Genomic DNA, 24,976 nt, shown 5'->3' on the forward strand with positions numbered 1-24,976 from the left:
GGAATCCGACCATGCGCCTCGCTGCCCTACCGCTGTTGTTTGCCCCTCTGCTGCTGAGCCCGCTGGCCCACGCCGCCGCCCTCACCGTCTGCACCGAGGCCAGCCCTGAAGGGTTCGACGTGGTGCAGTACAACTCGCTGACCACCACCAACGCCTCGGCCGATGTGCTGATGAATCGCCTGGTGGACTTCGATACCGCCAGCGGCAAAGTGGTCGCCAGCCTCGCGGACAGCTGGGAAGTAACGCCCGACGGCCTGACCTACGTCTTCAAGTTGCACCCGCAAGTGAAATTTCACAAAACCGAGTACTTCAGCCCGACTCGCGATTTGAGCGCCGAAGACGTCAAATTCAGCTTCGACCGCATGCTCGACCCGGCCCACCCGTGGCACAAAGTCGCCCAGAGCGGCTTCCCCCATGCCCAATCGATGCAACTGCCAGCGCTGATCAAGAAGATCGACGCCCTCGATCCGCTGACCGTGCGCTTCACCCTCGATCACCCGGACTCGACGTTCCTCGCGACCTTGAGCATGGGTTTCGCCTCAATTTATTCGGCTGAATACGCAGACAAACTGTTGAAGGCCGACACGCCCGAGAAGCTCAACAGCCAGCCGATCGGCAGCGGCCCGTTCGTCTTTACTCGATTCCAGAAAGACGCGTCGATTCGCTACAAGGCCAACCCGGACTACTTCGGCGGCAAGCCGTCAGTGGACCCGCTGATCTTCGCCATCACCCCGGACGCTAATGTGCGTTTGCAGAAGCTGCGCCGCAACGAGTGCCAAATCGCCCTGTCGCCCAAACCGCTGGATGTGGTGGCCGCCAAGCAGGAGCCTACGCTGAAAGTGGAAAAGACTGACGCGTTCATGACCGCTTTCGTCGGCATCAACAGCCAGCATCCACCACTGGACAAGCCGGAAGTGCGCCAGGCGATCAACCTGGCGCTCGACAAGGCTAACTACCTCAAGGCCGTGTTCGAAGACACCGCCGAAGCCGCCAACGGCCCTTATCCACCGAACACCTGGAGCTATGCCAAAGGCTTGCCGGGCTATCCGCACGACGTGGCGAAGGCCAAGGCGTTGATGGCCAAGGCCGGGCTCAAGGACGGTTTCCAAACCACCATCTGGACCCGCCCTTCCGGCAGCTTGCTGAACCCTAATCCGAGCCTCGGTGCGCAACTGCTGCAATCGGATCTGGCGGAAATCGGCATTCAGGCTGAAATCCGGGTAATCGAATGGGGCGAGCTGATCCGTCGTGCCAAGGCCGGCGAGCATGACCTGCTGTTCATGGGCTGGGCCGGCGACAACGGCGACCCGGACAACTTCCTCACGCCGCAGTTTTCCTGCGCTGCGGTCAAGTCCGGCACCAACTTCGCCCGTTACTGCAATCAAGACCTGGACAAGCTGATCAGCGCTGGCAAAACCACCAGCGAACAAGGCGTGCGCACCAAGCTGTATGAACAGGCCCAGGCGCAGATTCAGCAGCAGGCGTTGTGGCTGCCGTTGGCGCATCCGACTGCTTTTGCCCTCACACGCAAGGATGTCGAGGGTTATCAGGTCAGCCCGTTTGGTCGCCAGGACTATTCCAAAGTCACCCTCAAATAACTTGCCCCGCCACAAAATCTGTGGGAGCGAGCCTGCTCGCGAAGGCGTAGTGTCAGTCAGCATCAATATTTACTGACAGACCGCTTTCGCGAGCAGGCTCGCTCCCACAGGGGTTTTATGTAGGCTGCCCGCGCTACATCCAGCCGTACTCCGCCATGGACAACGGATCCCCATCCCCAACGATGAAGTGATCCAGCACCCGCACATCAACCAGCTCCAACGCCTCCTGGAGGCGCTTGGTCAGCATTCGGTCAGCCTGGCTGGGGTCGGTGTTGCCCGAGGGGTGGTTGTGGCACAGGATCAGCGCTGCAGCGTTGTGAGCCAGGGCTCGCTTAACCACTTGCCGTGGATACACGCTGGTGCTGTCGATGGAGCCGCGAAACAGTGTTTCAAACGTCAGCACCCGGTGCTTGGAATCCAGAAACAGACAACCGAACACCTCGTGGGGCTCGTGGCGCAGCATCGCCTTGAGGTAGTCGCGCACCGCGATTGGACTCTCCAGTACCGAATCCCGGCGCAAGCGCTCGGCCAGATGCCGCCGGGCCATCTCCAGTACCGCTTGCAACTGCGCGAATTTCGCCGGGCCCAGGCCCAGTTGCTCGCTGAAGGTCCGCAGATCGGCCTCCAGCAAAGTGCGCAGGCTGCCGAATTGATTTAACAGGTGTCTTGCCAGATCCACCGCGCTTTTGCCGGACACGCCGGTCCGTAGAAAGATTGCCAGCAACTCGGCGTCGGAAAGACTCGCCGAACCCTGCTCAAGAAGCTTCTCCCGCGGCCGTTCCGCCGCTGGCCAATCGCGAATACTCATAACACCTCCATGGTCTGTGGGCGCCGCTGTTCCGTAGCGGTCGCTGTGATATCGTAGCCCATCTTTTTTGCGGGCGATTTCACTCCTGGGGAGGGGGTTTCGTCCTGCAGTCATCAACGAATGAAAGGCAGACCTATGCAGCGGCTGTATCGGAAACGCATCGTTCTGGGCGTCGGCGGCGGCATTGCTGCCTACAAGAGCGCCGACCTGGTTCGCCGCCTGATCGATCAGGGCGCCGAAGTGCGCGTGGTCATGACCCGTGGCGGCAGCGAGTTCATCACCCCGCTGACCATGCAGGCCTTGTCCGGCCACCCGGTCCACCTCGACCTGCTGGACCCTGCGGCCGAAGCCGCCATGGGCCACATCGAGCTGGCCAAATGGGCCGACCTGGTGCTGATCGCCCCGGCCACGGCGGACCTGATCGCCCGCCTGGCCCAAGGCATTGCCAATGACCTGCTGACGACGCTGGTGCTGGCCACCGACGCGGTGGTCGCCGTGGCCCCGGCGATGAACCAGGCCATGTGGCGCGACCCGGCGACCCAGGCCAACCTGCAAATCCTCGAAAGCCGCAACATCAAATCCTTCGGCCCGGCCTCCGGCAGCCAGGCCTGCGGCGACGTCGGCATGGGCCGCATGCTCGAAGCCACCGACCTCGCCCAGTGCGCGGCGGACTGCTTCCAGCGTCAGGCGCTGACCGGCAAACACGTGCTGATCACCGCCGGCCCGACCCAGGAAAACATCGACCCGGTGCGCTACATCACCAACCACAGCTCCGGGAAAATGGGCTTTGCCCTGGCCGAAGCTGCCGTGGAGGCTGGCGCCCGTGTGACGCTGATCACAGGCCCGGTGCACTTGCCCACGCCGGATCGCGTCACCCGTATCGATGTGGTCAGCGCCCGGGACATGCTCGCCGCCTGTGAAGCCGCTATTCCCTGCGACCTGTTTATCGCCTCGGCAGCGGTCGCGGACTACCGCCCTGAAGTCGTCGCCCCACAGAAACTAAAGAAAGATCCTACGAACGGCGACGGCTTGTTACTACAAATGGTGCGTAACCCAGACATCCTGGCCACCATCGCGACCCGTCCCGACCGTCCGTTCAGTGTCGGTTTCGCCGCCGAAACCGAACACCTGCTCGATTACGCTGCGCGCAAGTTGAAAGACAAAAACCTCGATTTGATCGTCGCCAACGACGTCGCCAACCCGAGTATTGGCTTCAACAGCGAAGAAAACGCCTGCAGCGTGATCGACCGTGAGCTACACGCCACACTTTTCGCCCAGACCAGCAAGAGCAAGATTGCTCGCCAGCTGATCACTTTTATCGCCGACCGTCTGAACCAGGTTTAATTTACATGCACGCTTTGCAAGCCAAGATCCTCGACCCCCGCATCGGCACCGACTTCCCGTTGCCGCAATACGCCACCCCTGGCTCCGCCGGCCTCGACCTGCGCGCCATGCTGGAAAAAGACACCGTGATCAAGCCGGGCGAAACCCTGCTGATCCCGACCGGCCTGTCGGTCTACATCGGTGATCCGGGCCTGGCGGCGCTGATCCTGCCGCGCTCCGGCCTGGGCCATAAGCACGGCATCGTGCTGGGTAACCTGGTTGGCCTGATCGACTCCGATTACCAGGGCCCGCTAATGGTTTCGTGCTGGAACCGCAGCGACAAGGAATTCACCCTGGAAGTGGGCGAACGCCTGGCTCAACTGGTTTTGGTGCCGGTGGTGCAGGCGCATTTCGAGATGGTCGAAGAGTTCGTCGAAACCGAACGTGGTGCAGGTGGTTTTGGGCATTCGGGTAGCCATTGATCGGACGAAAACCACTGTGGGAGCGAGCTTGCTCGCGATGACGGTCGCCCATTCGACAAAGGTGTCGCCTGCCAGTCCGCTATCGCGAGCAAGCTCGCTCCCACAGGTTTTCGAACCGGAAATTGCACAGCCGTCATCTGAAAGGTTTACCACTGGAAATCAAGGGATTGGCCAGCCAAATGCTCGCTGATGCTGGAGTCATGGCCTTTGCACACCACGAACTCTCTGTGGAAAACGCCGTCATACCCTTCAGTTTGAGCCTGCCCACGAGCACTTCGCAGGTCGGTCCAGTCACTTTCGAAATGGAGCAATCCCACAGATGAACAGCCCAGCCCAAGTCGCACCCAAGTTCCCCGACAGCATTTTCCGCGCCTATGACATTCGCGGCACCGTCCCGGAATTCTTGAACGGTGAAACCGCTTACTGGCTCGGCCGTGCCATCGGCGCCCAGAGCCTGGCTCAGGACGAACCCAACGTATCCGTAGGCCGCGACGGTCGCCTGTCCGGCCCGGAACTGGTCGAACGCCTGATTCAAGGCCTGGCCGACAGCGGTTGCCACGTCAGCGACGTCGGCCTGGTGCCAACGCCCGCGCTGTACTACGCCGCCAACGTACTGGCCGGTAAATCCGGTGTGATGCTGACCGGCAGCCACAACCCGTCGAACTACAACGGTTTCAAGATCGTCATCGCCGGCGACACCTTGGCCAACGAACAGATCCAGGCCCTGCACGAACGCCTCAAGACCAACAACCTGACCAGCGGCAAGGGCAGCATCACCAAGGTCGAAATCCTCGATCGCTACAACACCGAAATCGTCCAGGACATCAAACTGGCCCGTCGCCTCAAAGTCGTGGTCGATTGCGGTAACGGCGCGGCTGGCGTGATCGCCCCGCAGCTGATCGAAGCGCTGAACTGCGAAGTCATCCCGCTGTTCTGCGACGTCGACGGTAACTTCCCGAACCATCACCCGGATCCAGGCAAGCCTGAAAACCTCGTGGACCTGATCGCCAAGGTCAAGGAAACCAACGCCGACCTGGGTCTGGCTTTCGACGGTGACGGCGACCGTGTTGGCGTGGTGACCAACACCGGCAGCATCGTCTACCCGGACCGCCTGCTGATGCTGTTTGCCCGCGACGTACTGGCGCGCAACGCCGACGCGGAGATCATCTTCGACGTCAAATGCACCCGTCGCCTGACGCCGCTGATCAAGGAATACGGCGGTCGTCCGCTCATGTGGAAGACCGGTCACTCGTTGATCAAAAAGAAAATGAAACAAACCGGCGCCCTGTTGGCCGGCGAAATGAGCGGGCACATCTTCTTCAAGGAGCGCTGGTTCGGTTTCGACGACGGTATTTACAGCGCTGCGCGGCTGCTGGAGATCCTCAGCAAGGAAAAATCCACCGCCGAAGAGCTGTTTGCGACCTTCCCGAACGATATTTCTACGCCGGAAATCAATATCCATGTGACCGAAGAGAGCAAATTCAGCATCATTGATGCTCTGCACGACGCGAAGTGGGGTGAAGGCGCCGACCTGACCACCATCGACGGCGTGCGAGTCGACTACGCCAAAGGCTGGGGCCTGGTGCGCGCCTCCAACACCACACCGGTGCTGGTGCTGCGTTTCGAGGCCGATGACGAGGCTGAATTGCAGCGCATCAAGGACGTTTTCAAAGTCCAGTTGAAGCGTGTTGCGCCTGATCTCCAACTACCGTTTTGATCTTCTGATTCACCCGGAGCCCTGAATGACCCTCGAACGCGAAGCCGCCGCCAACACCGCCAAGGTCCTGTCCGAAGCGCTGCCTTACATCCGCCGCTATGTCGGCAAGACGCTGGTGATCAAATACGGCGGCAACGCGATGGAAAGCGAGGAGCTGAAAACCGGCTTCGCCCGCGACATCGTGCTGATGAAAGCCGTGGGCATCAACCCGGTGGTGGTTCACGGCGGCGGCCCGCAAATCGGCGATTTGCTCAAGCGTCTGTCGATCGAGAGCCACTTCATCGACGGTATGCGCGTGACTGACGCACAAACCATGGACGTGGTGGAAATGGTCCTCGGCGGCCAGGTCAACAAGGACATCGTCAACCTGATCAACCGTCATGGCGGCAGCGCCATCGGCCTGACCGGGAAAGACGCCGAGCTGATCCGTGCGAAAAAGCTCACCGTGACCCGCCAGACGCCGGAGATGACCCAACCGGAAATCATCGACATCGGTCAGGTAGGCGAAGTGGTCGGGATCAACACCGACTTGCTGAACCTGCTGGTCAAAGGCGATTTCATCCCGGTGATCGCGCCAATCGGCGTGGGTGCCAACGGCGAGTCGTACAACATCAACGCTGACCTGGTGGCCGGTAAAGTGGCCGAAGCGCTGAAAGCTGAAAAGCTAATGCTGCTGACCAACATCGCCGGGCTGATGGACAAGCAAGGCACGGTGCTCACTGGCCTGACCACCCAGCAAGTCGACGACTTGATCGCCGACGGCACAATCTACGGCGGCATGTTGCCGAAGATCCGTTGCGCGCTGGAAGCGGTACAGGGCGGCGTGGGCAGCTCGTTGATCATCGACGGCCGGGTGCCGAATGCGATTCTGCTGGAAATCTTCACCGATACCGGTGTGGGTACTCTGATCAGCAATCGCAAGCGTCCGTAAGCGACACCTACAAAAAGACCCCGCTCGGCCTGGCTGAGCGGGGTCTTTTTTTGCCTGCGATCCTGTAGGAGCGAGGCTTGCCCGCGAAGGCAATCCAGTCACCTCATCGCTGAATGTGACGACGTCTTCGCGGGCAAGCCTCGCTCCTACACAGTTCGGCGTTAAACGCCGAACTGGGCGCGGTAGGCTTCTACCGCTGGCAAATGCTGCTTGAGCTGCGGATCATCGGCCAGGAATTGCAGGACCTGGGTCAGCGACACAATGCTGATCACCGGGATCTTGAAGTCGCGCTCCACTTCCTGGATCGCCGACAACTCACCGTTGCCACGCTCTTGACGGTTCAGGGCGATCAGCACGCCGGCGGCTTTGGCGCCGTCCTGGCTGTCAATGATCTGCATCACTTCACGGATGGCCGTGCCAGCGGTGATCACGTCGTCGATGATCAGCACGTCACCGGTCAACGGTGCGCCGACCAGGCTGCCGCCTTCGCCGTGGGCCTTGGCTTCCTTGCGGTTGAAGCACCATGGCAGGTCGCGGCCGTGGTGTTCGGCCAACGCCACCGCAGTGGTTGCCGCCAACGGGATGCCTTTGTACGCCGGGCCAAACAGCACGTCGAACGCAATGCCGCTCTCGACGATGGCTGCCGCGTAAAAACGACCCAGTTGCGCCAGGGCCGAACCGCTGTTGAAAAGGCCGGCATTGAAGAAGTAAGGACTGGTACGCCCGGACTTCAGGGTGAACTCACCGAAGCGCAAAACGCCGCGATCGATGGCAAAACGAATGAAATCGCGCTGATACGTTTGCATGAAAAAAACCCCAAATACCACGGATTTAGCTAATTAGGTTGACGCCGTGTATCATACACGCACGCGATTTTTGGGGCCATTTATGCGGATCATCAGTGTGAACGTCAATGGTATTCAGGCTGCAGTGGAGCGAGGTTTGCTCAGTTGGCTGCAAGCACAGAATGCCGACGTCATCTGCCTGCAGGACACCCGCGCCTCCGCCTTTGAACTGGACGATCCAGCCTTCCAACTGGATGGCTACTTCCTTTATGCCTGCGAAGCTGAAGTTCCCGCCCAGGGTGGCGTGGCTTTGTACTCGCGGTTGCAACCGAAGGCAGTCATCAGCGGTCTCGGCTTCGAGACGGCCGACCGCTACGGGCGCTACCTGCAAGCCGATTTCGATAAGGTCAGCATCGCGACCTTGCTGCTCCCTTCGGGGCAGAATGGCGATGAAGACTTGAACCAGAAGTTCAAGCTAATGGACGATTTCGCCCGTTATCTGGATAAACAGCGACGCAAACGTCGCGAGTACATTTACTGTGGCTCGCTGTACGTGGCGCAACAAAAGCTGGATATCAAGAACTGGCGCGACAGCCAGCAATCCCCGGGCTTCCTGGCACCTGAACGTGCCTGGATGGACGAGATTGTCGGCAACATGGGTTATGTCGATGCCCTGCGCGAAGTCAGCCGTGAAGGCGATCAGTACAGTTGGTGGCCGGATAACGAACAGGCTGAGATGCTCAACCTGGGCTGGCGTTTCGACTACCAGTTGCTGACCCCGGGCCTGCGCCGCTTTGTACGCAGCGCACGCCTGCCACGTCAGCCACGGTTCTCGCAACACGCACCGCTGATCGTGGACTACGACTGGACGTTGACTATCTAAGCATCGTTTCGCAGTACAAAAAATGCCCGTATCGCAAGATACGGGCATTTTTTATGCGCCAGTCGGCATGACACAAACCTCAGGCAACGGCAAAAAACGGTAGCGCAAGGTACAACTTGATCACGATGACATTGATGATGTCGATGAAAAACGCCCCCACCATAGGCACCACCAAAAACGCAATCTGCGAAGGTCCGTAGCGCTGCGTCACCGCTTGCATGTTTGCGATGGCCGTTGGCGTAGCGCCTAGCCCAAAACCGCAGTGCCCTGCCGCCAGTACCGCCGCATCATAGTTACTGCCCATCATCCTGAACGTCACGAAAATCGCAAACAGCGCCATGACCAACGTTTGCGCTGCCAGGATAATAAAGAACGGCAAAGCCAGCGCTGCCAGGTCCCACAGCTTGAGCGACATCAGAGCGATCGCGAGAAACAGGGACAAGCTGACGTTTCCCAGCACTGAGACTTCACGCTCAAACACCTGATAAAGGCCAAGTGCTGAAAGTCCGTTGCGTAAAACCACCCCCACGAACAAGACGCAAACGAACGTCGGCAACTCAAATGCGGTGTCGTGCAACAGGCCATTGAGCAGGGTGCCTGCCAATAAGCTGACGGCGATCAGGGCAAGTGTTTCGATAAACGAAAATGGCGTGATCGAGCGCTCTTTGTTCGGCTGCTCAAAACCCTTTGGCAGCCGTGGCTTTTCTTGCTCGCAGCCGGGTGTTTGGACACGCTTGATGAGCAGGCGAGCAACCGGACCACCAATCAAACCGCCCAGCACCAAGCCAAACGTCGCAGAAGCCATCGCAAGTTCAGAGGCGGAAGCCAGACCGAACTTCTCACTGAACGTGGCTCCCCACGCAGCGCCTGTACCGTGCCCACCTGCCAACGTAATCGAACCTGTCAGCAGGCCCATCAACGGATCGAGCCCCAACGCCGTTGCGAGTCCGATGCCCATGGCATTCTGGACCACCAAAAGCCCGGTGACCGCCAGTACAAAAATCCCCACTACGCGCCCGCCTTTCTTCAGGCTGGCGAAGTCTGCACTCAAGCCAATGGTGGCAAAAAACGCCAACATCAAGGGCGTCTGTAGAGAAGTATCAAAACGGATTTCAATATCAAGGACTCGCAAACCCAAGAGAACCAGGGCAACTACCAGGCCACCCGCTACCGGTTCAGGAATATTGTAAGTGCGTAGAAAACCGACATGCGTGACAAGTCCTCGCCCCAGCAAAAGTACTAAAGAGGCGGCCACAAGTGTTCCATAGAAATCGAGCTGAAGCATTTGGATATTCTTAGATATACATTCAGAGGCGAACTTTTTACCCGGGCACGCCTATTGAATACGTTGATTGTCTCAACACTGATTGGATATAGATTCAGAGACCGTCAATGGTCTGAACGTATCGAAATATTTCTTGATAGATATTACTTGGCGCAACTTTAACAATCGCCAAGTCTGATTGCCAAACATATGGGCGATATCTACGCTTTGCAGTTGTGACTAAAAGTGTAATGAAGATTACTAAACTTTAAATGGACGCTAGCATTCAACTCAGTTGCCGATTGAAGTACACAGTTGGAGACATTTATCTAATTGCAAAAAAACAAAAGCCCCGACCAGTCAGGGCATTTGCTTTATACCGCGATCGCGACCTATTTGATCAACCGCCAAGTGAACGGATACCGATATGGCACCCCTTCATTGGCTTTCACGCCTGCGATGATCGTCAGCACCAACGCACCTATGGCGATCAGACCAAACAGGAAGAACCCGATGATCACAAGCATCAGAAAAAAGCTGATGGTCGAGGCAATAGCGACGGTGAGCTGAAAGTTCAGCGCTTCCTTGCCCTGCGCATCGATGAACGGGTCCATCTCGCGCTTCATCTGCCAAAGAATCAGTGGACCGATCAGCGTGCCGAACGGAATCCAGATCCCCAGCAAGGCGGACAAGTGACAAAACATCGCCCACTGGCGAACCTCTTGGCTCGGCGTGGGAAGCGGCAGTTGCTCGTCACTCATGGCGCCCTCCTGGGTGCGGAACGGTTCGATCAGTCAGCCAGTGCAGCCTTTTGCAGTTCGAAAATTTCGTTCATGCCTTTCTTGGCCAGCTCCAGCATGGCGTTCAGCTCTTCCGGCTGGAACGGCGCGCCTTCGGCAGTGCCCTGGACTTCGATGAAGCCGCCAGTGCTGGTCATCACGACGTTCAGGTCGGTCTCGGCAGCCGAGTCTTCCAGGTAGTCGAGGTCAAGCACAGGCTCGCCCTGGTACATGCCGACCGAAACGGCGGCGATCATTTGCTTGAGCGGGTCGCCGCCTTTCAGGCCGCCGCGCTTCTTGATCACTTTCAAGGCATCGACCAGTGCAACCATGGCGCCAGTGATGGACGCGGTACGGGTGCCACCGTCAGCCTGGATCACGTCGCAATCGACGTACAGGGTGACGTCGCCCAGCTTCGACATGTCCAGCGCAGCGCGCAGGGAGCGGCCGATCAGACGCTGGATTTCCAGGGTGCGCCCGCCTTGCTTGCCACGGCTCGCTTCACGCTGGTTACGCTCGCCGGTGGCGCGCGGCAGCATGCCGTATTCAGCGGTCAACCAGCCTTGGCCCTGACCTTTAAGGAAACGTGGCACGCCGTTCTCGACGCTGACGGTGCAGATGACTTTGGTATCACCGAACTCAACCAGCACAGAACCCTCGGCGTGTTTGGTGTAGTTGCGGGTAATGCGGATCGAGCGGAGCTGATCGGCAACGCGACCACTTGGACGTTTCATAGGGAATACCTGTACTGGGGACGGAAAACTGCGGAGCATTATAGAGCCGCCAGCCACGACTGGGCACTTCTAAAAAATCCGGCCGACGGCTGAAGCCAGCGAAAAGTGCCTAACCGACGGCCTGCAGCCCTTTGTCACAGGGTGTGTTTGGGCGCATCCGCCCCACTGCGCTACAATCCTGCGCCTTTGCTGCCAGTCGGCTTACATTCATTGATATCGGGTCCGCGAAGCCCAAGGGTTTCGCGCCGGCCTGCATTGCGAGGTACCTCCATGGTGCACAGCATGACCGCCTTCGCCCGCGTCGAAAACGCCGGTGCCCAAGGCACCCTGAGCTGGGAATTGCGCTCGGTCAACAGCCGCTACCTGGAGCCGCATCTGCGCCTGCCGGAATCCTTTCGCGACCTCGAAGGCGCCGTCCGCGAAGCGCTACGCCAGGGCATTTCCCGAGGCAAGCTGGAATGCACCCTGCGTTTCACTGAAGAAAGCACCGGCAAAACCCTGCAAATAGATCGTGAGCGTGCGGCGCAACTGGTCGCAGCCGCCGAAACGATTGCCGGCCTGATCAAGAACCCGGCGGCGCTGAATCCACTGGAAGTGCTGGCCTGGCCCGGCGTATTGGTGGGCGACGCGACTGACCCGCAAGCCTTGAACGCTGAAGCCTTGGCGCTGTTCAACCAAGGCCTCAAAGAACTAAAGGCTGGCCGCGAGCGCGAAGGCGCGGAGCTGGCACGCTTGATCAATGAACGTCTGACATCCATAGAAGAAGACGTCGTGACCCTGCGCGAGCTGGTTCCGCAGATGCTCGCCACCCAGCGCCAGAAAGTCCTCGACCGCTTTGCCGACATGAAAGCCGAGATGGACCCGCAGCGTCTGGAGCAGGAAATGGTCATGCTCGCGCAAAAGAGCGACGTCGCCGAGGAACTCGATCGCCTGAGCACTCACATCATTGAGGTTCGCCGGGTGCTCAAATCCGGCGGCGCGGCCGGTCGGCGCCTGGACTTCCTGATGCAGGAACTCAACCGCGAAGCCAATACACTGGGCTCCAAAGCCTTCGATCCGCGCAGCACGACGGCTGCGGTCAACCTCAAAGTGTTGATCGAGCAGATGCGCGAACAAGTACAGAACATTGAGTAAGGCCACCCCGACATGACCCACAGCACCGGCACCCTTTACATCATTTCCGCCCCTTCGGGCGCGGGCAAGAGCAGCCTGGTCAAGGCCCTGACCGACTCCGATCAGGAGATTCGCGTCTCGGTTTCTCACACCACCCGCGCCATGCGCCCCGGCGAAGTGGACGGCGTGAACTACCACTTCGTCTCGCGGGAGGCGTTTGTGAAGATGGGCGAACACGGTGACTTCCTGGAACGCGCCGAAGTATTCGGCAATCTCTACGGCACCTCGCAAAGCCATCTGCAGCAGACCCTGGACGCAGGCCACGACCTGATTCTGGAAATCGACTGGCAAGGTGCCGAGCAAGTGCGCAAGTTGATGCCGCAAGCCCGCTCGATCTTCATTCTGCCGCCGTCCCTGGAAGCCTTGCACCAGCGCCTGACCAATCGCGGCCAGGACAGCGACGAGATTATTGACGGCCGCATGCGTGAAGCCGTCAGCGAGATGAGCCACTACGTCGACTACGACTACCTGATCATCAACGACAATTTCGCCCACGCTTTGGACGATCTGAAGGCGATTTTCCGCGCCAATCAGCTGCATCAGAAACGCCAGCAGCAACGTAACGGAAAACTTTTGGCTGAATTACTCGGCTAAACAGCTCTTCCCAAAACCGCTGCGGGGGCTTTACATTGGCACTTGCAGCGCGTTGAAGGGCTTGGTCAAAAAATCAGCGCTTCCCTAATCGCTGGTGATTTTTTAAACTGTTGAGTCCGCTCGCCCAACCGGGCAGCGCGCATATTGCATTCGCTCCGAGGAATACCATGGCCCGCGTAACCGTTGAAGACTGCCTGAACCACGTGGAAAACCGTTTTGAGCTGGTCATGCTGTCCACCAAACGTGCCCGTCAACTGGCCACCGGCGGCAAAGAGCCACTGGTTCAGTGGGAAAACGACAAGCCTACCGTTGTAGCGCTGCGTGAAATCGCTGAAGGCCTGATGAGCTATGAGTTCATCGCCAATGCTGAAATCGTCGAAGACGAACCGCTGTTCGCAGCGTTCGAGGACGAGTCCAACGAGGCCGTCTAAGCCTATGCCTGGTCGACGTAGCACGGCGCGGGGTCACAGCGAACGGCAGGAGTTATCATGCCGAGCATAGACGCCCTCGCCGATCGCTTATCGACCTACCTCGGCAAGGACCAGGTGAACCTGGTCCGCCGAGCGTATTTCTACGCCGAACAAGCCCACGACGGCCAACGCCGCCGCAGCGGCGAGGCGTACGTCACGCATCCTCTTGCGGTGGCGAATATTCTTGCCGACATGCACATGGACCATCAGAGCCTGATGGCAGCCATGCTGCATGACGTGATCGAAGACACCGGGATTGCCAAAGAGGCGCTGCAAGCGCAGTTCGGCGAAACCGTGGCCGAACTGGTCGACGGGGTCAGCAAACTGACCCAGATGAACTTCGAGACCAAAGCTGAAGCCCAGGCCGAAAACTTCCAGAAAATGGCCATGGCCATGGCCCGCGATATTCGCGTGATCCTGGTCAAGCTCGCCGACCGCCTGCACAACATGCGCACGCTGGAAGTGCTGTCCGGCGAAAAACGCCGGCGCATCGCCAAGGAAACCCTGGAAATCTATGCGCCCATCGCCAATCGGCTGGGCATGCACGCCATCCGCATAGAATTCGAAGACCTCGGCTTCAAGGCCATGCACCCGATGCGCTCCGCGCGGATCAACCAGGCCGTCAAACGCGCCCGGGGCAACCGCAAGGAAATCGTCAACAAGATCGAAGAGTCCCTCAGCCACTGCCTGGCGATTGATGAAATCCAGGGCGAAGTCAGCGGGCGCCAGAAGCACCTCTACGGCATCTACAAGAAAATGCGCGGCAAGCGTCGGGCCTTCAACGAGATCATGGACGTCTACGCGTTCCGGATCATCGTCGACAAGGTCGATACCTGCTACCGCGTGCTGGGCGCTGTGCATAATTTGTACAAACCGTTGCCGGGTCGCTTCAAGGATTACATCGCGATCCCCAAGGCCAACGGCTATCAGTCGCTGCACACCACGTTGTTCGGCATGCACGGCGTACCGATCGAGATCCAGATCCGCACCCGTGAAATGGAAGAGATGGCCAACAACGGCATCGCCGCCCATTGGCTGTACAAATCCAGCGGCGACGAGCAGCCCAAGGGCACTCACGCCCGCGCCCGCCAGTGGGTCAAAGGCGTGCTGGAAATGCAGCAAAGGGCCGGCAACTCGCTGGAATTCATCGAAAGCGTGAAGATCGACCTGTTCCCGGACGAGGTCTACGTGTTCACGCCAAAAGGCCGGATCATGGAGTTGCCCAAAGGCTCCACGGCGGTGGACTTCGCTTACGCGGTGCACACCGACGTTGGCAACAGCTGCATCGCGTGCCGGATCAATCGTCGTCTCGCGCCGCTGTCCGAACCGCTGCAAAGCGGCTCCACGGTCGAGATTGTCAGCGCCCCCGGCGCACGGCCGAACCCGGCGTGGCTCAATTTCGTGGTCACCGGCAAGGCGCGGACCCACATCCGCCATGCACTGAAACTGCAGCGCCGCTCCGAATCCATCAGCCTCGGCGAGCGTTTGCTGAACAAGGTATTGAACGGTTTCGACAGCTCCCTGGACAAAGTCCCGGCCGAGCGCGTCAAGGCGATGCTCACCGAGTACCGCCTGGAACTGATCGAAGACCTGCTCGAAGACATTGGCCTGGGCAACCGCATGGCCTATGTGGTCGCCCGCCGCCTGCTGGGCGAAGGCGAGCAACTGCCAAGCGCGGAAGGTCCGCTGGCGATTCGCGGCACCGAGGGCCTGGTCCTCAGCTACGCCAAGTGCTGCACGCCGATCCCGGGCGACCCGATTGTCGGGCACCTGTCGGCGGGCAAAGGCATGGTCGTGCACCTGGACAACTGCCGCAACATCAGTGAAATCCGCCACAACCCGGAAAAATGCATCCAGCTCTCGTGGGCCAAGGATGTCACCGGAGAATTCAATGTCGAGCTGCGCGTCGAACTGGAACACCAGCGTGGCCTGATCGCCCTGCTGGCCAGCAGCGTCAACGCGGCCGATGGCAATATCGAAAAAATCAGCATGGACGAGCGCGATGGTCGCATCAGCGTGGTCCAACTGGTGGTCAGCGTGCACGACCGTGTGCACCTGGCCCGCGTGATCAAGAAACTGCGCGCCTTGACCGGGGTGATTCGCATCACCCGCATGCGTGCGTAGCCCATCCATTACAAGGAGTCATTCATGACCAAGACTGTTATCACCAGCGACAAAGCCCCGGCCGCCATCGGCACTTATTCCCAGGCGATCAAGGCTGGCAATACCGTCTACATGTCGGGTCAGATTCCCCTGGACCCAAAAACCATGGAACTGGTCGAAGGCTTCGAAGCCCAGACCGTCCAGGTGTTCGAGAACCTCAAGGCCGTGGCTGAAGCCGCTGGCGGTTCGTTCAAGGACATCGTCAAACTGAACATCTTCCTCACCGACCTGAGCCACTTCGCCAAGGTCAACGAGATCATGGGCAAATACTTTGACCAACCCTACCCTGCCCGCGCCGCCATCGGCGTTGCTGCCCTGCCAAAGGGTTCGCAGGTAGAAATGGACGCCATTCTGGTCATCGAGTAACACATCCGGCGCAGCCTCCCAGGTTGCGCCGTTTTCGTTTTGAAAGGATTCCACCATGCGCAAAGCGCTTGCCTTCTCCTTGCTCGCCGTTTTCCTCGGCGGCTGCGCCAGCAATCCTGCCGACCGTGATATCAGCGGCACCTGGATCAACCAGGTGGCCATCGACGCTGCCTCCAAGGGCGGCCCCCTGCGCGAAGCGCTCCAGGCTTACGGTCCGAACCTGGAATGGGACGTCAACACCAAGGCCAGCCAGGCCCGCTACACCAACGGTTTTGAAAACGTCGAAGGCAAGCTGCTGGCCGATGAGTCCGGCGCCTGGAAAGTCGATTTCTACGGCAGTTCCGCCAGCGAGTTGCGTCGTGACGGCAAGCAATTGAGCCAGGTCGCGAACGACAACGAACCGGCCCAAGTCTTCGATCGTGCCTTGATTCCAGTTCCGGAAGGCGCGCCGATTGGCGCCAGCTTCGAACGCGCGCTGTACTCGGCTTATATGGGCGGCAGCTGGAAAATCGTCAACGGTCAGGGTGAAGGCAGCACGGTGCAATTCCAGGCGGATGGCCAAGTGGCCGGCCTGCCGGGTGCGGATCGTTATGCCTTATGCCTGGCGGGTGATTGCGCATCGATGAGCGGCGGCAACGACAGCATGTGGCTGCAACAGAACGGTCAGGGCAATACCTGGATCTTTGCGCGCAAGGGCAAGGAACTGGAAATCTTCCAGACCGTGAACACGGCGCAGGCGGATGAGATGCCGCAGTTCACGCCGGGTGATCGGCATTGGTTGCTGGAAAAGCAGTAATCCGGATTTAAAGCCTGCACAAAACCAATTGTAGGAGCGAGGCTTGCCCGCGAAGGCGCCATAACATTCAACATCAATGTTGTTTGTTACATCGCTTTCGCGGGCAAGCCTCGCTCCTACAGTTGGTTTGTGGTGGCTGGAAGTTAGCGGCTGGACTCGAGAATCGCGGCGTAGCCTTCGCGATAACTCGGATATTTCGGCGCCCAACCCAACGCCTTGGCCCGGGCATTACTGCAACGCTTGCTGCCGGTGCGGCGCACGCTCTCGTCCTCGGCCCATTCGGTCACGCCCAGATACTCCCGCAACCAACCCACCACTTCTGCCAGCGGCGCGGGTGCGTCATCGACACCGATATAGATATCATCCAGCGCCACACCCCGCTGATCCGCCTCCAGCAGATACGCCATCAACCCCGCCGCATCGTCGGAATGAATGCGATTGCCATATAACGGCGGATCAATCGCCACGCGATAGCCGCGACGAACCTGGGTCAGCAGAAACTCGCGTCCCGGACCGTAAATCCCGGTCAGGCGCACGATGCTCGCCGGGATACCGCTATTGAGGGCAACCTGCTCCGCCTCCAGCATCACCCGCCCGGAATAACCAGCCGCCACGGTAGGCGAAGTCTCGTCGACCCACTCACCATCCTGCTGGCCATAAACGCTGCTGCTGGAAACGAACAGCAACCGGTTGGGCACTTGCCCGTAGTCGTCCAGCCACTCCAGCACGTGCTGCAGGCCCTGAATGTAAGCAGCGCGATAACCCGCTTCGTCGTGATCGGTGGCCGCCGCGCAATACACCAGGTAATCCACCGCACCGATGGGCCAGGTTTGCGGACAATCCTTATTGAACAAGTCGCCGGCAACACCAATTACCCCTTCGGGCAGACGCGAGATGTCACGCCGCAAGCCGTGAACCTCCCACCCAGCAGCCAACAATTGCGTGGCCAAACGGCTGCCGACATCACCGCAGCCGGCGATCAAAACAGATGGCGCGGACATCAGAAAACTCCCACTGGAAAGGTACAGACTAGCGCCCGTAAAGGACGAGCGGCTAGCAATGGAGGAAAAAAAGAGACGCTATTACTTTTGTTAACAAGAATTAATTGCAATAATGCCGGCCACTTTTGTTCTCGGCCCTACGAGGTCTGGAAGAACAATTACCCTATTTTTCTCTCAGGTCCGGCCAGCATGACACGCAATCAATTCCCCGCTTCGCCAACCAAACGACCTCGCGCCTGGAGCGCTGTGGCCGCCCTGCTGCTCAGCCTGATGCTGGCGCCCGTCGCCGCTTTCGCTGATGCACAAGCGCCCGCCACTCCGGCCACCGCGACTGCTCCGGCCCCTGCTGATCACGCTGCTCCGGTCGTAGCACCTACCGCAACCGACCCGGCTCAAGCCGTGGACGCCACTGCTGACGACGCGCCTGAAGTTCTGGAACCGGACAACTCCCTGGGCATGGCCCACGACCTGTCGCCATGGGGCATGTACCAGAACGCCGATATTATCGTGAAAATCGTGATGATCGGCCTGGCCATCGCTTCGATCATCACCTGGACCATCTGGATCGCCAAAGGCTTCGAGCTGATGGGCGCCAAGCGTCGTCTGCGTAACGAAATCGTCCACCTGAAGAAAGCCACCACCCTTAAAGAAGCCAGCGCCACCGCGACCAAGCAGGGCACCCTCGCCCATCTGCTGGTCCACGACGCCCTGGAAGAAATGCGCCTGTCGGCCAACAGCCGCGAGAAAGAAGGCATCAAGGAGCGTGTCGCTTTCCGTCTTGAGCGTCTGGTCGCCGCCTGCGGTCGCAACATGAGCAGCGGCACCGGCGTGCTCGCCACCATCGGTTCCACCGCGCCATTCGTAGGTTTGTTCGGCACCGTGTGGGGCATCATGAACAGCTTCATCGGCATCGCCAAAACCCAGACCACCAACCTTGCCGTTGTCGCTCCCGGTATCGCCGAAGCCCTGCTGGCCACCGCGCTGGGCCTGGTTGCGGCGATTCCTGCCGTGGTCATCTACAACGTCTTCGCCCGCTCCATCGCCGGTTACAAGGCGCAGGTGTCGGACGCCTCTGCTGAAGTCCTGTTGCTGGTCAGCCGTGATCTGGATCACTTGCCGACCGCTGAGCGCTCCACGCAACCCCACGTGGTCAAAGTAGGGTAATCAGCCATGGGCTTGCATTTGAAAGAAGGCGCGGACGACGATCTGGCCGAGAACCACGAAATCAACGTCACGCCGTTTATCGACGTGATGCTGGTGCTGTTGATCATCTTCATGGTGGCCGCGCCGTTGGCCACTGTGGACATCAAGGTCGACCTGCCCGCCTCCAGCGCCAAACCGGCGCCACGGCCGGAGAAACCGGTGTTCCTCAGTGTAAAAGCTGACCAGCGCCTGTTCCTCGGCGAAGACGAAGTGAAGGCCGAAGCGCTCGGCGCCACGCTCGACGCCCGGACCAAGGGCAAGAAAGACACGACGATCTTCTTCCAGGCCGATAAAGGCGTGGACTACGGCGACCTGATGAGCGTGATGGATAACCTGCGCTCCGCCGGTTACCTGAAAGTCGGTCTGGTCGGGCTTGAGACGGCAGTCAAGAAATGATCACGACGCGCCATAAGCTGACGCGTTACAGCGGGAGCCTGGCCGTGGTGCTGGGCGTTCATGCGCTGGCCATTGCGCTGGCGGTGAACTGGACGGCGCGCCCACCGATCGAGTTGCCTCCCCAGGCGATGATGGTCGAGTTGGCACCGGTTCCAGCCCCGCCACCGCCGGCGCCGCCGAAGGTGATCACGCCGCCGCAACCACCGGCGCCGGTGGAAGAGCTGCCGATCCCGAAACTGGCGGAAGCGCCGAAGGCAGAAATTGCCGTGCCGAAACCGGTCAAACCCAAGCCCAAGCCGCAACCGCCCAAGCCTGTGGAGAAAAAGCCGGAGCCGCCGAAGGAGAAGCCGTCCGAGGAAAAACCGAGCGACGCGCAACCGACCCAGGCCCCGACCGAGAAATCCGCACAGCCCGCGCCAGGCCCGTCGCCCGCTCAGCAGGCCGCGAAGGCCAGTTGGCAAGGCACCCTGCTCGCGCATTTGGCCAAGTACAAAAAGTACCCGGCCAGTGCGCAATCACGGGGCAAGGAAGGTCTGAACCGCCTGCGCTTCGTGGTCGATGGTGAAGGCAATGTGTTGTCGTTCGAACTGGTAGGCCGCTCCGGCAACGCCGACCTGGACCGGGCCACCCTGGAAATGATCAAGCGTGCCCAGCCACTGCCCAAGCCACCGGCGGACATGCTGAACAACGGCTCCATCGAAATTGTTGCACCGTTCGTTTACTCGCTGGAACGCCGACGGTAAGCAACACACATATCCTGTAGGAGCGAAGCTTGCTCGCGAAGAGGCCATCACATCCAACATCCATGTTGGTTGATACACCGCTTTCGCGAGCAAGCTCTGCTCCTACAGGATCATGCAGCAACCATAAAGGCACCCGAAAGGTGCCTTTTGCATATCCGCCAGCGGCAAACCCGCATTGCCCTGTGTCACTCAACACACTCTCTCTGATAACGTGCGTCTATCGATTGCAGCCGGTATGCTTGGCCCGCAACTTCATGGACGCTCGCTATGACTCTTACAGAATTACGCTACATCGTTACCCTCGCCCAAGAGCAGCACTTCGGCCACGCGGCCGAGCGTTGCCACGTCAGCCAGCCGACCCTGTCGGTGGGCGTGAAAAAGCTTGAAGACGAACTCGGTGTGCTGATTTTCGAGCGCAGCAAGAGCGCGGTGCGCCTGACTCCGGTTGGCGAAGGCATCGTGGCCCAGGCGCAAAAAGTCCTGGAACAGGCCCAAGGCATCCGCGAACTGGCCCAGGCCGGCAAGAACCAACTGACCGCCCCGCTGAAAGTCGGCGCGATCTATACCGTCGGCCCGTACCTGTTTCCGCATCTGATTCCGCAACTGCACCGGGTCGCCCCGCAGATGCCGTTGTACATCGAAGAAAACTTCACCCACGTGCTGCGCGACAAACTGCGCAACGGCGAGCTCGACGCGATCATCATCGCCCTGCCGTTCAACGAAGCCGACGTGCTGACCCTGCCGCTCTACGACGAGCCGTTCTACGTCCTGATGCCGGCCCAGCACCCGTGGACCCAGAAAGAAACCATCGACGCCGCCCTGCTCAACGACAAGAGCCTGCTGCTGCTCGGCGAAGGCCACTGCTTCCGCGATCAAGTGCTCGAAGCCTGCCCGACCCTCGGCAAAGGCAATGACGGCGCCAAGCACACCACCGTGGAATCCAGCTCCCTGGAAACCATCCGCCACATGGTCGCCTCCGGCCTCGGCATCTCGATCCTGCCGCTGTCGGCGGTGGACAGCCACCACTACGCCCCTGGCGTGATCGCCGTACGCCCACTGTCGCCGCCGGTGCCGTTCCGCACCGTGGCCATCGCCTGGCGCGCGAGTTTCCCGCGGCCGAAAGCGATTGAAATCCTCGCTGACTCCATTCGCCTGTGCTCGGTGGCCAAGCCACAAGCGCCGGTGGTGGCCGGTTAAGTCGCTGCCATGACCGAGTTGTCGCAAGTGTCGGTGACGGCACTCAAGGGTGTCGGGGAAGCCATGGCCGAGAAGTTGGCCAAGGTCGGCCTGGAGAATCTCCAGGACGTGCTCTTCCACTTGCCGTTGCGTTATCAGGACCGCACTCGCGTGGTCCCGATCGGCCATTTACGACCGGGTCAGGACGCCGTGATCGAAGGCACCGTCAGTGGCGCCGACGTGGTCATGGGCCGTCGTCGCAGCCTCGTGGTGCGGATTCAGGACGGCACCGGCGGACTGAGCCTGCGCTTCTACCATTTCAGCAACGCCCAGAAAGAAGGCCTGAAGCGCGGCACGCGGATTCGCTGCTACGGCGAAGCGCGGCCCGGTGCCTCGGGGCTGGAGATCTACCACCCGGAATACCGCGCCATCACCGGTGACGAACCGCCGCCAGTGGATGAAACCCTGACCCCGGTTTACCCGCTGACCGAAGGCCTGACCCAACAACGCCTGCGCCAACTGTGCATGCAAACCCTGACCCTGCTCGGCCCCAGCAGCCTGCCCGACTGGCTGCCCACCGAACTGGCCCGGGACTATCAACTGGCGCCGCTGGCCGATGCGATCCGCTATCTGCATCACCCGCCCGCCGATGCCGACGTCGACGAACTCGCCCTCGGCCATCACTGGGCCCAACATCGCCTGGCCTTCGAAGAACTGCTGACCCATCAACTGTCCCAGCAACGCCTGCGCGAAAGCATGCGTTCCCTGCGCGCGCCGGCGATGCCGAAAGCCACCAAGCTGCCAGCCAAATACCTGGCCAATCTAGGCTTCACGCCGACCGGCGCCCAGCAACGGGTTGGCAACGAAATCGCTTACGACCTCAGTCAGCACGAACCGATGCTTCGCCTGATCCAGGGCGACGTCGGCGCCGGCAAAACCGTGGTCGCGGCCCTTGCCGCGTTGCAAGCGCTGGAGGCCGGTTATCAGGTCGCCCTGATGGCGCCCACCGAGATTCTCGCCGAACAGCACTTCATCACCTTCAAGCGCTGGCTCGAACCGCTGGGCATCGAAGTCGCGTGGCTGGCCGGCAAGCTCAAGGGCAAGAACCGTGCGGCCGCGCTGGAACAGATCGCCAACGGCGCGCCCATGGTGGTTGGCACCCACGCGTTGTTCCAGGAAGAAGTGCAGTTCAAGAACCTCGCACTGGCGATCATCGACGAACAACACCGCTTCGGCGTCCAGCAGCGCCTCGCCCTGCGGCAGAAAGGCGTCGGCGGACGGATGTGCCCGCACCAACTGATCATGACCGCCACGCCGATTCCACGGACCCTGGCCATGAGTGCCTACGCCGACCTCGACACTTCGATCCTCGACGAACTGCCCCCCGGCCGAACCCCGGTCAACACCGTGCTGGTCACCGATACACGGCGCGTTGAAGTCATCGAACGGGTGCGCGGCGCCTGTGCCGAAGGGCGCCAGGCCTATTGGGTGTGCACGCTGATCGAAGAGTCGGAAGAGCTGACCTGCCAAGCCGCAGAAACCACCTACGAAGACCTGACCGCCGCCCTCGGCGAGTTGAAGGTCGGGCTGATCCACGGGCGCATGAAGCCTGTCGAGAAAGCCGCAGTGATGGCCGAATTCAAGGCCGGCAACCTGCAATTGCTGGTCGCCACGACGGTGATTGAAGTCGGTGTGGACGTGCCCAACGCCAGCCTGATGATCATCGAAAACCCTGAACGCCTGGGTCTGGCGCAACTGCACCAATTGCGCGGCCGCGTCGGTCGGGGCAGCGCCGCCAGCCATTGCGTGCTGCTCTACCATCCGCCGCTGTCACAGATCGGCCGTCAGCGCCTGGGCATCATGCGCGAAACCAACGACGGTTTTGTCATCGCCGAAAAAGACCTCGAACTGCGCGGCCCCGGCGAAATGCTCGGCACGCGCCAAACCGGCCTGCTGCAATTCAAGGTCGCAGACCTGATGCGCGACGCCGATTTGCTGCCAGCCGTGCGCGATGCCGCCCAAGCCTTGCTGGAACGCTGGCCGGATCATGTCAGCCCGTTGCTTGATCGCTGGCTGCGCCATGGGCAGCAATACGGCCAAGTGTGAGCACCGTCGCAGTTTCTGGACCATGGCTTTAAACAAGCTGGTTATACTCCAGCAATTGTTTCAAAAACGGATACACACCATGACCGAAGCTGCCCTCATCCCCGAAACCCCGCACGCTCCGTCTGTTATTCGGCTACTGCTCGGCAAACTGGGCATCGCCTACGAAGAAGTCCTCGACCATCACGGCCTCAACGCCGCACGTAAAGTGCAGGCGGTTTTGCTCGATGACGCCGTCGGCGCGCTCATGGTGCTGTTCCCGCAGAGTCAGTTGCTGGACCTCAATCGCCTCGCCGAACTGACGGGCCGCCGACTGACTGCCGTCTCCACCGAACGCCTGGAGAAGATGCTCGGCAAACACAGCCTGAGCCTGCTGCCCGGCCTGCCGGCGCTCACCAGCTCGCCATGCCTGTACGAAGAAAGCCTGCTGCGCGAACCGAAGTTGCTGATCAACTCCGGCGAGCCGAATGTGTTGCTGGAAATCTCCAGCGACGACTTCAAGTCCATGCTCACCAAGGCCAGCGCCGCCAACTTCGGCGAAGCCCTGACCAGCATCCGCCCGAACCTCGACCGCCCCGACGATGATCGCGAGGAAATCACCCAGGCTGTGCAGGCATTCACCGCGCGGCGCATCCAGCAACGCCTGGAAGCCACCATCGAAATCCCACCGCTGGCCGAAACCGCGCAGAAAATCATCAAATTGCGCGTGGACCCCAACGCCACCATCGACGACATCACCGGCGTCGTCGAAACCGACCCGGCCCTGGCCGCGCAAGTCGTGAGCTGGGCCGCGTCGCCGTACTACGCCTCGCCGGGCAAGATTCGTTCGGTGGAAGACGCGATCGTCCGCGTGCTCGGCTTCGACCTGGTGATCAACCTGGCCCTCGGCCTGGCCCTCGGCAAAACCCTGAGCCTGCCCAAAGACCACCCGCAACACACCACGCCGTACTGGCAGCAATCGATCTACACCGCCGCCGTCATCGAAGGCCTGACCCGCGCCATGCCCCGCGCCCAGCGCCCGGAAGCCGGCCTGACCTACCTCGCCGGCCTGCTGCACAACTTCGGCTACCTGCTACTGGCCCACGTCTTCCCGCCACACTTCTCGCTGATCTGCCGCCACCTGGAGGTCAACCCGCACCTGTGTCACAGCTACGTCGAGCAACACCTGCTCGGCATCAGCCGCGAACAGATCGGCTCGTGGCTGATGCGCTACTGGGACATGCCGGACGAGTTGGCCACCGCGCTGCGCTTCCAGCACGATCCGGGTTATGACGGCCCGTATGCCGAATACCCGAACCTCGTGTGCCTGGCGGTGCGTTTACTGCGTAGCCGCGGGATTGGCTCCGGGCCGGACGAAGACATCCCCGACGCACTCCTGGAACGCGTGGGCTTGACTCGCGACAAAGCCAATGACGTCGTCAGCAAAGTGCTTGAGGCTGAAGTGCTGCTGCGTGAACTGGCGTCGCAGTTCACCCAGGCCTAAAAGCA

23 protein-coding genes and 1 pseudogene are annotated in these 24,976 nt (G+C 60.4%); 18 read left to right on the plus strand and 6 right to left on the minus strand.

Annotated elements, in window-relative coordinates; all coding sequences use genetic code 11:
* The first annotated feature begins 11 nt into the window (after positions 1-11).
* Positions 12-1,598: an ABC transporter substrate-binding protein gene (locus BK667_RS10125; RefSeq protein ID WP_123597509.1), complete on the plus strand. Its 1,587-nt coding sequence runs from the start codon at positions 12-14 to the stop codon at positions 1,596-1,598.
* Between the two features lie 133 nt (positions 1,599-1,731).
* On the opposite strand, the gene radC is transcribed toward BK667_RS10125, so the two are convergent.
* Complete coding sequence (radC, locus tag BK667_RS10130; protein ID WP_123597510.1) at positions 1,732-2,406, minus strand: RadC family protein; 675 nt, start codon at positions 2,404-2,406, stop codon at positions 1,732-1,734.
* Positions 2,407-2,541: 135 nt separating this feature from the next.
* Here radC and coaBC point away from each other — a divergent pair, with 135 nt between their 5' ends.
* From coaBC to argB, 4 genes and pseudogenes are all read left to right on the plus strand, one after another.
* Entirely contained in the window at positions 2,542-3,750 is a 1,209-nt protein-coding gene (gene coaBC / locus BK667_RS10135) for a bifunctional phosphopantothenoylcysteine decarboxylase/phosphopantothenate--cysteine ligase CoaBC (protein ID WP_123515779.1), read from the plus strand.
* A 5-nt stretch (positions 3,751-3,755) separates the two neighbouring features.
* On the plus strand, positions 3,756-4,211 hold the full coding sequence (gene dut, locus BK667_RS10140) for a dUTP diphosphatase (RefSeq protein ID WP_123403789.1): 456 nt from the start codon (positions 3,756-3,758) through the stop codon (positions 4,209-4,211).
* 340 nt (positions 4,212-4,551) lie between these two features.
* Positions 4,552-5,928, plus strand: a pseudogene (locus BK667_RS10155) (phosphomannomutase/phosphoglucomutase); the annotation flags it as partial.
* A 25-nt stretch (positions 5,929-5,953) separates the two neighbouring features.
* Positions 5,954-6,859 carry an acetylglutamate kinase gene (argB, locus tag BK667_RS10160; protein WP_123403785.1) on the plus strand — a complete coding sequence of 302 codons (906 nt, stop codon included), beginning with the start codon at positions 5,954-5,956 and terminating at the stop codon, positions 6,857-6,859.
* Between the two features lie 161 nt (positions 6,860-7,020).
* Here the strand turns inward: argB and pyrE are convergent, their stop codons facing one another.
* A complete protein-coding gene (gene pyrE / locus BK667_RS10165) occupies positions 7,021-7,665 on the minus strand; it encodes an orotate phosphoribosyltransferase (protein WP_123597513.1) in 645 nt (214 codons plus the stop codon).
* Between the two features lie 82 nt (positions 7,666-7,747).
* On the opposite strand from pyrE, the gene crc reads away from it, so the two are divergent.
* Entirely contained in the window at positions 7,748-8,527 is a 780-nt protein-coding gene (gene crc, locus BK667_RS10170) for a catabolite repression control protein Crc (protein ID WP_007934608.1), read from the plus strand.
* A 79-nt stretch (positions 8,528-8,606) separates the two neighbouring features.
* Here crc and gltS read toward each other — a convergent pair whose 3' ends face one another.
* The 3 genes from gltS to rph form a co-directional block, all read right to left on the minus strand.
* Positions 8,607-9,812 (minus strand): sodium/glutamate symporter, encoded by a 1,206-nt coding sequence (gltS, locus tag BK667_RS10175; protein WP_123597514.1) that lies wholly within the window; start codon positions 9,810-9,812, stop codon positions 8,607-8,609.
* A 371-nt stretch (positions 9,813-10,183) separates the two neighbouring features.
* A complete protein-coding gene (locus BK667_RS10180) occupies positions 10,184-10,552 on the minus strand; it encodes a DUF4870 domain-containing protein (protein ID WP_123515769.1) in 369 nt (122 codons plus the stop codon).
* Between the two features lie 29 nt (positions 10,553-10,581).
* Entirely contained in the window at positions 10,582-11,304 is a 723-nt protein-coding gene (gene rph, locus BK667_RS10185) for a ribonuclease PH (protein WP_046030686.1), read from the minus strand.
* A gap of 270 nt (positions 11,305-11,574) precedes the next feature.
* On the opposite strand from rph, the gene BK667_RS10190 reads away from it, so the two are divergent.
* From BK667_RS10190 to BK667_RS10215, 6 genes are all read left to right on the plus strand, one after another.
* The gene (locus BK667_RS10190; RefSeq protein ID WP_123597515.1) at positions 11,575-12,438 is read left to right on the plus strand and encodes a YicC/YloC family endoribonuclease; all 864 of its coding nucleotides are present in this window, start codon (positions 11,575-11,577) and stop codon (positions 12,436-12,438) included.
* Positions 12,439-12,450: 12 nt separating this feature from the next.
* Complete coding sequence (gene gmk, locus BK667_RS10195) at positions 12,451-13,071, plus strand: guanylate kinase (protein WP_123403775.1); 621 nt, start codon at positions 12,451-12,453, stop codon at positions 13,069-13,071.
* A gap of 167 nt (positions 13,072-13,238) precedes the next feature.
* A complete protein-coding gene (rpoZ, locus tag BK667_RS10200) occupies positions 13,239-13,502 on the plus strand; it encodes a DNA-directed RNA polymerase subunit omega (protein ID WP_007894670.1) in 264 nt (87 codons plus the stop codon).
* 57 nt (positions 13,503-13,559) lie between these two features.
* Positions 13,560-15,665 carry a bifunctional GTP diphosphokinase/guanosine-3',5'-bis pyrophosphate 3'-pyrophosphohydrolase gene (gene spoT, locus BK667_RS10205; protein ID WP_123403773.1) on the plus strand — a complete coding sequence of 702 codons (2,106 nt, stop codon included), beginning with the start codon at positions 13,560-13,562 and terminating at the stop codon, positions 15,663-15,665.
* A 24-nt stretch (positions 15,666-15,689) separates the two neighbouring features.
* A complete protein-coding gene (gene ridA / locus BK667_RS10210; RefSeq protein ID WP_003229509.1) occupies positions 15,690-16,070 on the plus strand; it encodes a deaminase RidA in 381 nt (126 codons plus the stop codon).
* 55 nt (positions 16,071-16,125) lie between these two features.
* Positions 16,126-16,866 (plus strand): putative periplasmic lipoprotein, encoded by a 741-nt coding sequence (locus BK667_RS10215; protein WP_123597516.1) that lies wholly within the window; start codon positions 16,126-16,128, stop codon positions 16,864-16,866.
* 143 nt (positions 16,867-17,009) lie between these two features.
* Here the strand turns inward: BK667_RS10215 and BK667_RS10220 are convergent, their stop codons facing one another.
* Positions 17,010-17,867 carry an SDR family oxidoreductase gene (locus BK667_RS10220; RefSeq protein ID WP_123515763.1) on the minus strand — a complete coding sequence of 286 codons (858 nt, stop codon included), beginning with the start codon at positions 17,865-17,867 and terminating at the stop codon, positions 17,010-17,012.
* 189 nt (positions 17,868-18,056) lie between these two features.
* On the opposite strand from BK667_RS10220, the gene exbB reads away from it, so the two are divergent.
* The 6 genes from exbB (at position 18,057) to BK667_RS10250 (ending at position 24,971) form a co-directional block, all read left to right on the plus strand.
* Complete coding sequence (gene exbB, locus BK667_RS10225; RefSeq protein ID WP_123597517.1) at positions 18,057-19,031, plus strand: tonB-system energizer ExbB; 975 nt, start codon at positions 18,057-18,059, stop codon at positions 19,029-19,031.
* 6 nt (positions 19,032-19,037) lie between these two features.
* Positions 19,038-19,466, plus strand: coding sequence for a TonB system transport protein ExbD (gene exbD, locus BK667_RS10230; RefSeq protein ID WP_008150131.1), 429 nt, complete (start codon positions 19,038-19,040; stop codon positions 19,464-19,466).
* A complete protein-coding gene (locus tag BK667_RS10235; protein WP_123515759.1) occupies positions 19,463-20,209 on the plus strand; it encodes an energy transducer TonB family protein in 747 nt (248 codons plus the stop codon). Before exbD ends, BK667_RS10235 begins: the two co-directional genes overlap by 4 nt.
* A 267-nt stretch (positions 20,210-20,476) precedes the next feature.
* Positions 20,477-21,406, plus strand: coding sequence for a hydrogen peroxide-inducible genes activator (locus BK667_RS10240; protein WP_123408680.1), 930 nt, complete (start codon positions 20,477-20,479; stop codon positions 21,404-21,406).
* A 9-nt stretch (positions 21,407-21,415) separates the two neighbouring features.
* The gene (gene recG / locus BK667_RS10245) at positions 21,416-23,491 is read left to right on the plus strand and encodes an ATP-dependent DNA helicase RecG (RefSeq protein ID WP_123597518.1); all 2,076 of its coding nucleotides are present in this window, start codon (positions 21,416-21,418) and stop codon (positions 23,489-23,491) included.
* 79 nt (positions 23,492-23,570) lie between these two features.
* Entirely contained in the window at positions 23,571-24,971 is a 1,401-nt protein-coding gene (locus BK667_RS10250; RefSeq protein WP_123515756.1) for an aminoacyl-tRNA deacylase and HDOD domain-containing protein, read from the plus strand.
* Positions 24,972-24,976: the final 5 nt, after the last annotated feature.

The organism is Pseudomonas frederiksbergensis (assembly GCF_003732705.1).
GTDB lineage: Bacteria > Pseudomonadota > Gammaproteobacteria > Pseudomonadales > Pseudomonadaceae > Aquipseudomonas > Aquipseudomonas frederiksbergensis_F.

Coding starts and splice junctions, on each gene's coding strand:
- BK667_RS10125 (WP_123597509.1), top strand. CDS start 12: ATGCGCCTCGCTGCCCTACCGCTGTTGTTTGCCCCTCTGCTGCTGAGC.
- radC (WP_123597510.1), bottom strand. CDS start 2,406: ATGAGTATTCGCGATTGGCCAGCGGCGGAACGGCCGCGGGAGAAGCTT.
- coaBC (WP_123515779.1), top strand. CDS start 2,542: ATGCAGCGGCTGTATCGGAAACGCATCGTTCTGGGCGTCGGCGGCGGC.
- dut (WP_123403789.1), top strand. CDS start 3,756: ATGCACGCTTTGCAAGCCAAGATCCTCGACCCCCGCATCGGCACCGAC.
- argB (WP_123403785.1), top strand. CDS start 5,954: ATGACCCTCGAACGCGAAGCCGCCGCCAACACCGCCAAGGTCCTGTCC.
- pyrE (WP_123597513.1), bottom strand. CDS start 7,665: ATGCAAACGTATCAGCGCGATTTCATTCGTTTTGCCATCGATCGCGGC.
- crc (WP_007934608.1), top strand. CDS start 7,748: ATGCGGATCATCAGTGTGAACGTCAATGGTATTCAGGCTGCAGTGGAG.
- gltS (WP_123597514.1), bottom strand. CDS start 9,812: ATGCTTCAGCTCGATTTCTATGGAACACTTGTGGCCGCCTCTTTAGTA.
- BK667_RS10180 (WP_123515769.1), bottom strand. CDS start 10,552: ATGAGTGACGAGCAACTGCCGCTTCCCACGCCGAGCCAAGAGGTTCGC.
- rph (WP_046030686.1), bottom strand. CDS start 11,304: ATGAAACGTCCAAGTGGTCGCGTTGCCGATCAGCTCCGCTCGATCCGC.
- BK667_RS10190 (WP_123597515.1), top strand. CDS start 11,575: ATGGTGCACAGCATGACCGCCTTCGCCCGCGTCGAAAACGCCGGTGCC.
- gmk (WP_123403775.1), top strand. CDS start 12,451: ATGACCCACAGCACCGGCACCCTTTACATCATTTCCGCCCCTTCGGGC.
- rpoZ (WP_007894670.1), top strand. CDS start 13,239: ATGGCCCGCGTAACCGTTGAAGACTGCCTGAACCACGTGGAAAACCGT.
- spoT (WP_123403773.1), top strand. CDS start 13,560: ATGCCGAGCATAGACGCCCTCGCCGATCGCTTATCGACCTACCTCGGC.
- ridA (WP_003229509.1), top strand. CDS start 15,690: ATGACCAAGACTGTTATCACCAGCGACAAAGCCCCGGCCGCCATCGGC.
- BK667_RS10215 (WP_123597516.1), top strand. CDS start 16,126: ATGCGCAAAGCGCTTGCCTTCTCCTTGCTCGCCGTTTTCCTCGGCGGC.
- BK667_RS10220 (WP_123515763.1), bottom strand. CDS start 17,867: ATGTCCGCGCCATCTGTTTTGATCGCCGGCTGCGGTGATGTCGGCAGC.
- exbB (WP_123597517.1), top strand. CDS start 18,057: ATGACACGCAATCAATTCCCCGCTTCGCCAACCAAACGACCTCGCGCC.
- exbD (WP_008150131.1), top strand. CDS start 19,038: ATGGGCTTGCATTTGAAAGAAGGCGCGGACGACGATCTGGCCGAGAAC.
- BK667_RS10235 (WP_123515759.1), top strand. CDS start 19,463: ATGATCACGACGCGCCATAAGCTGACGCGTTACAGCGGGAGCCTGGCC.
- BK667_RS10240 (WP_123408680.1), top strand. CDS start 20,477: ATGACTCTTACAGAATTACGCTACATCGTTACCCTCGCCCAAGAGCAG.
- recG (WP_123597518.1), top strand. CDS start 21,416: ATGACCGAGTTGTCGCAAGTGTCGGTGACGGCACTCAAGGGTGTCGGG.
- BK667_RS10250 (WP_123515756.1), top strand. CDS start 23,571: ATGACCGAAGCTGCCCTCATCCCCGAAACCCCGCACGCTCCGTCTGTT.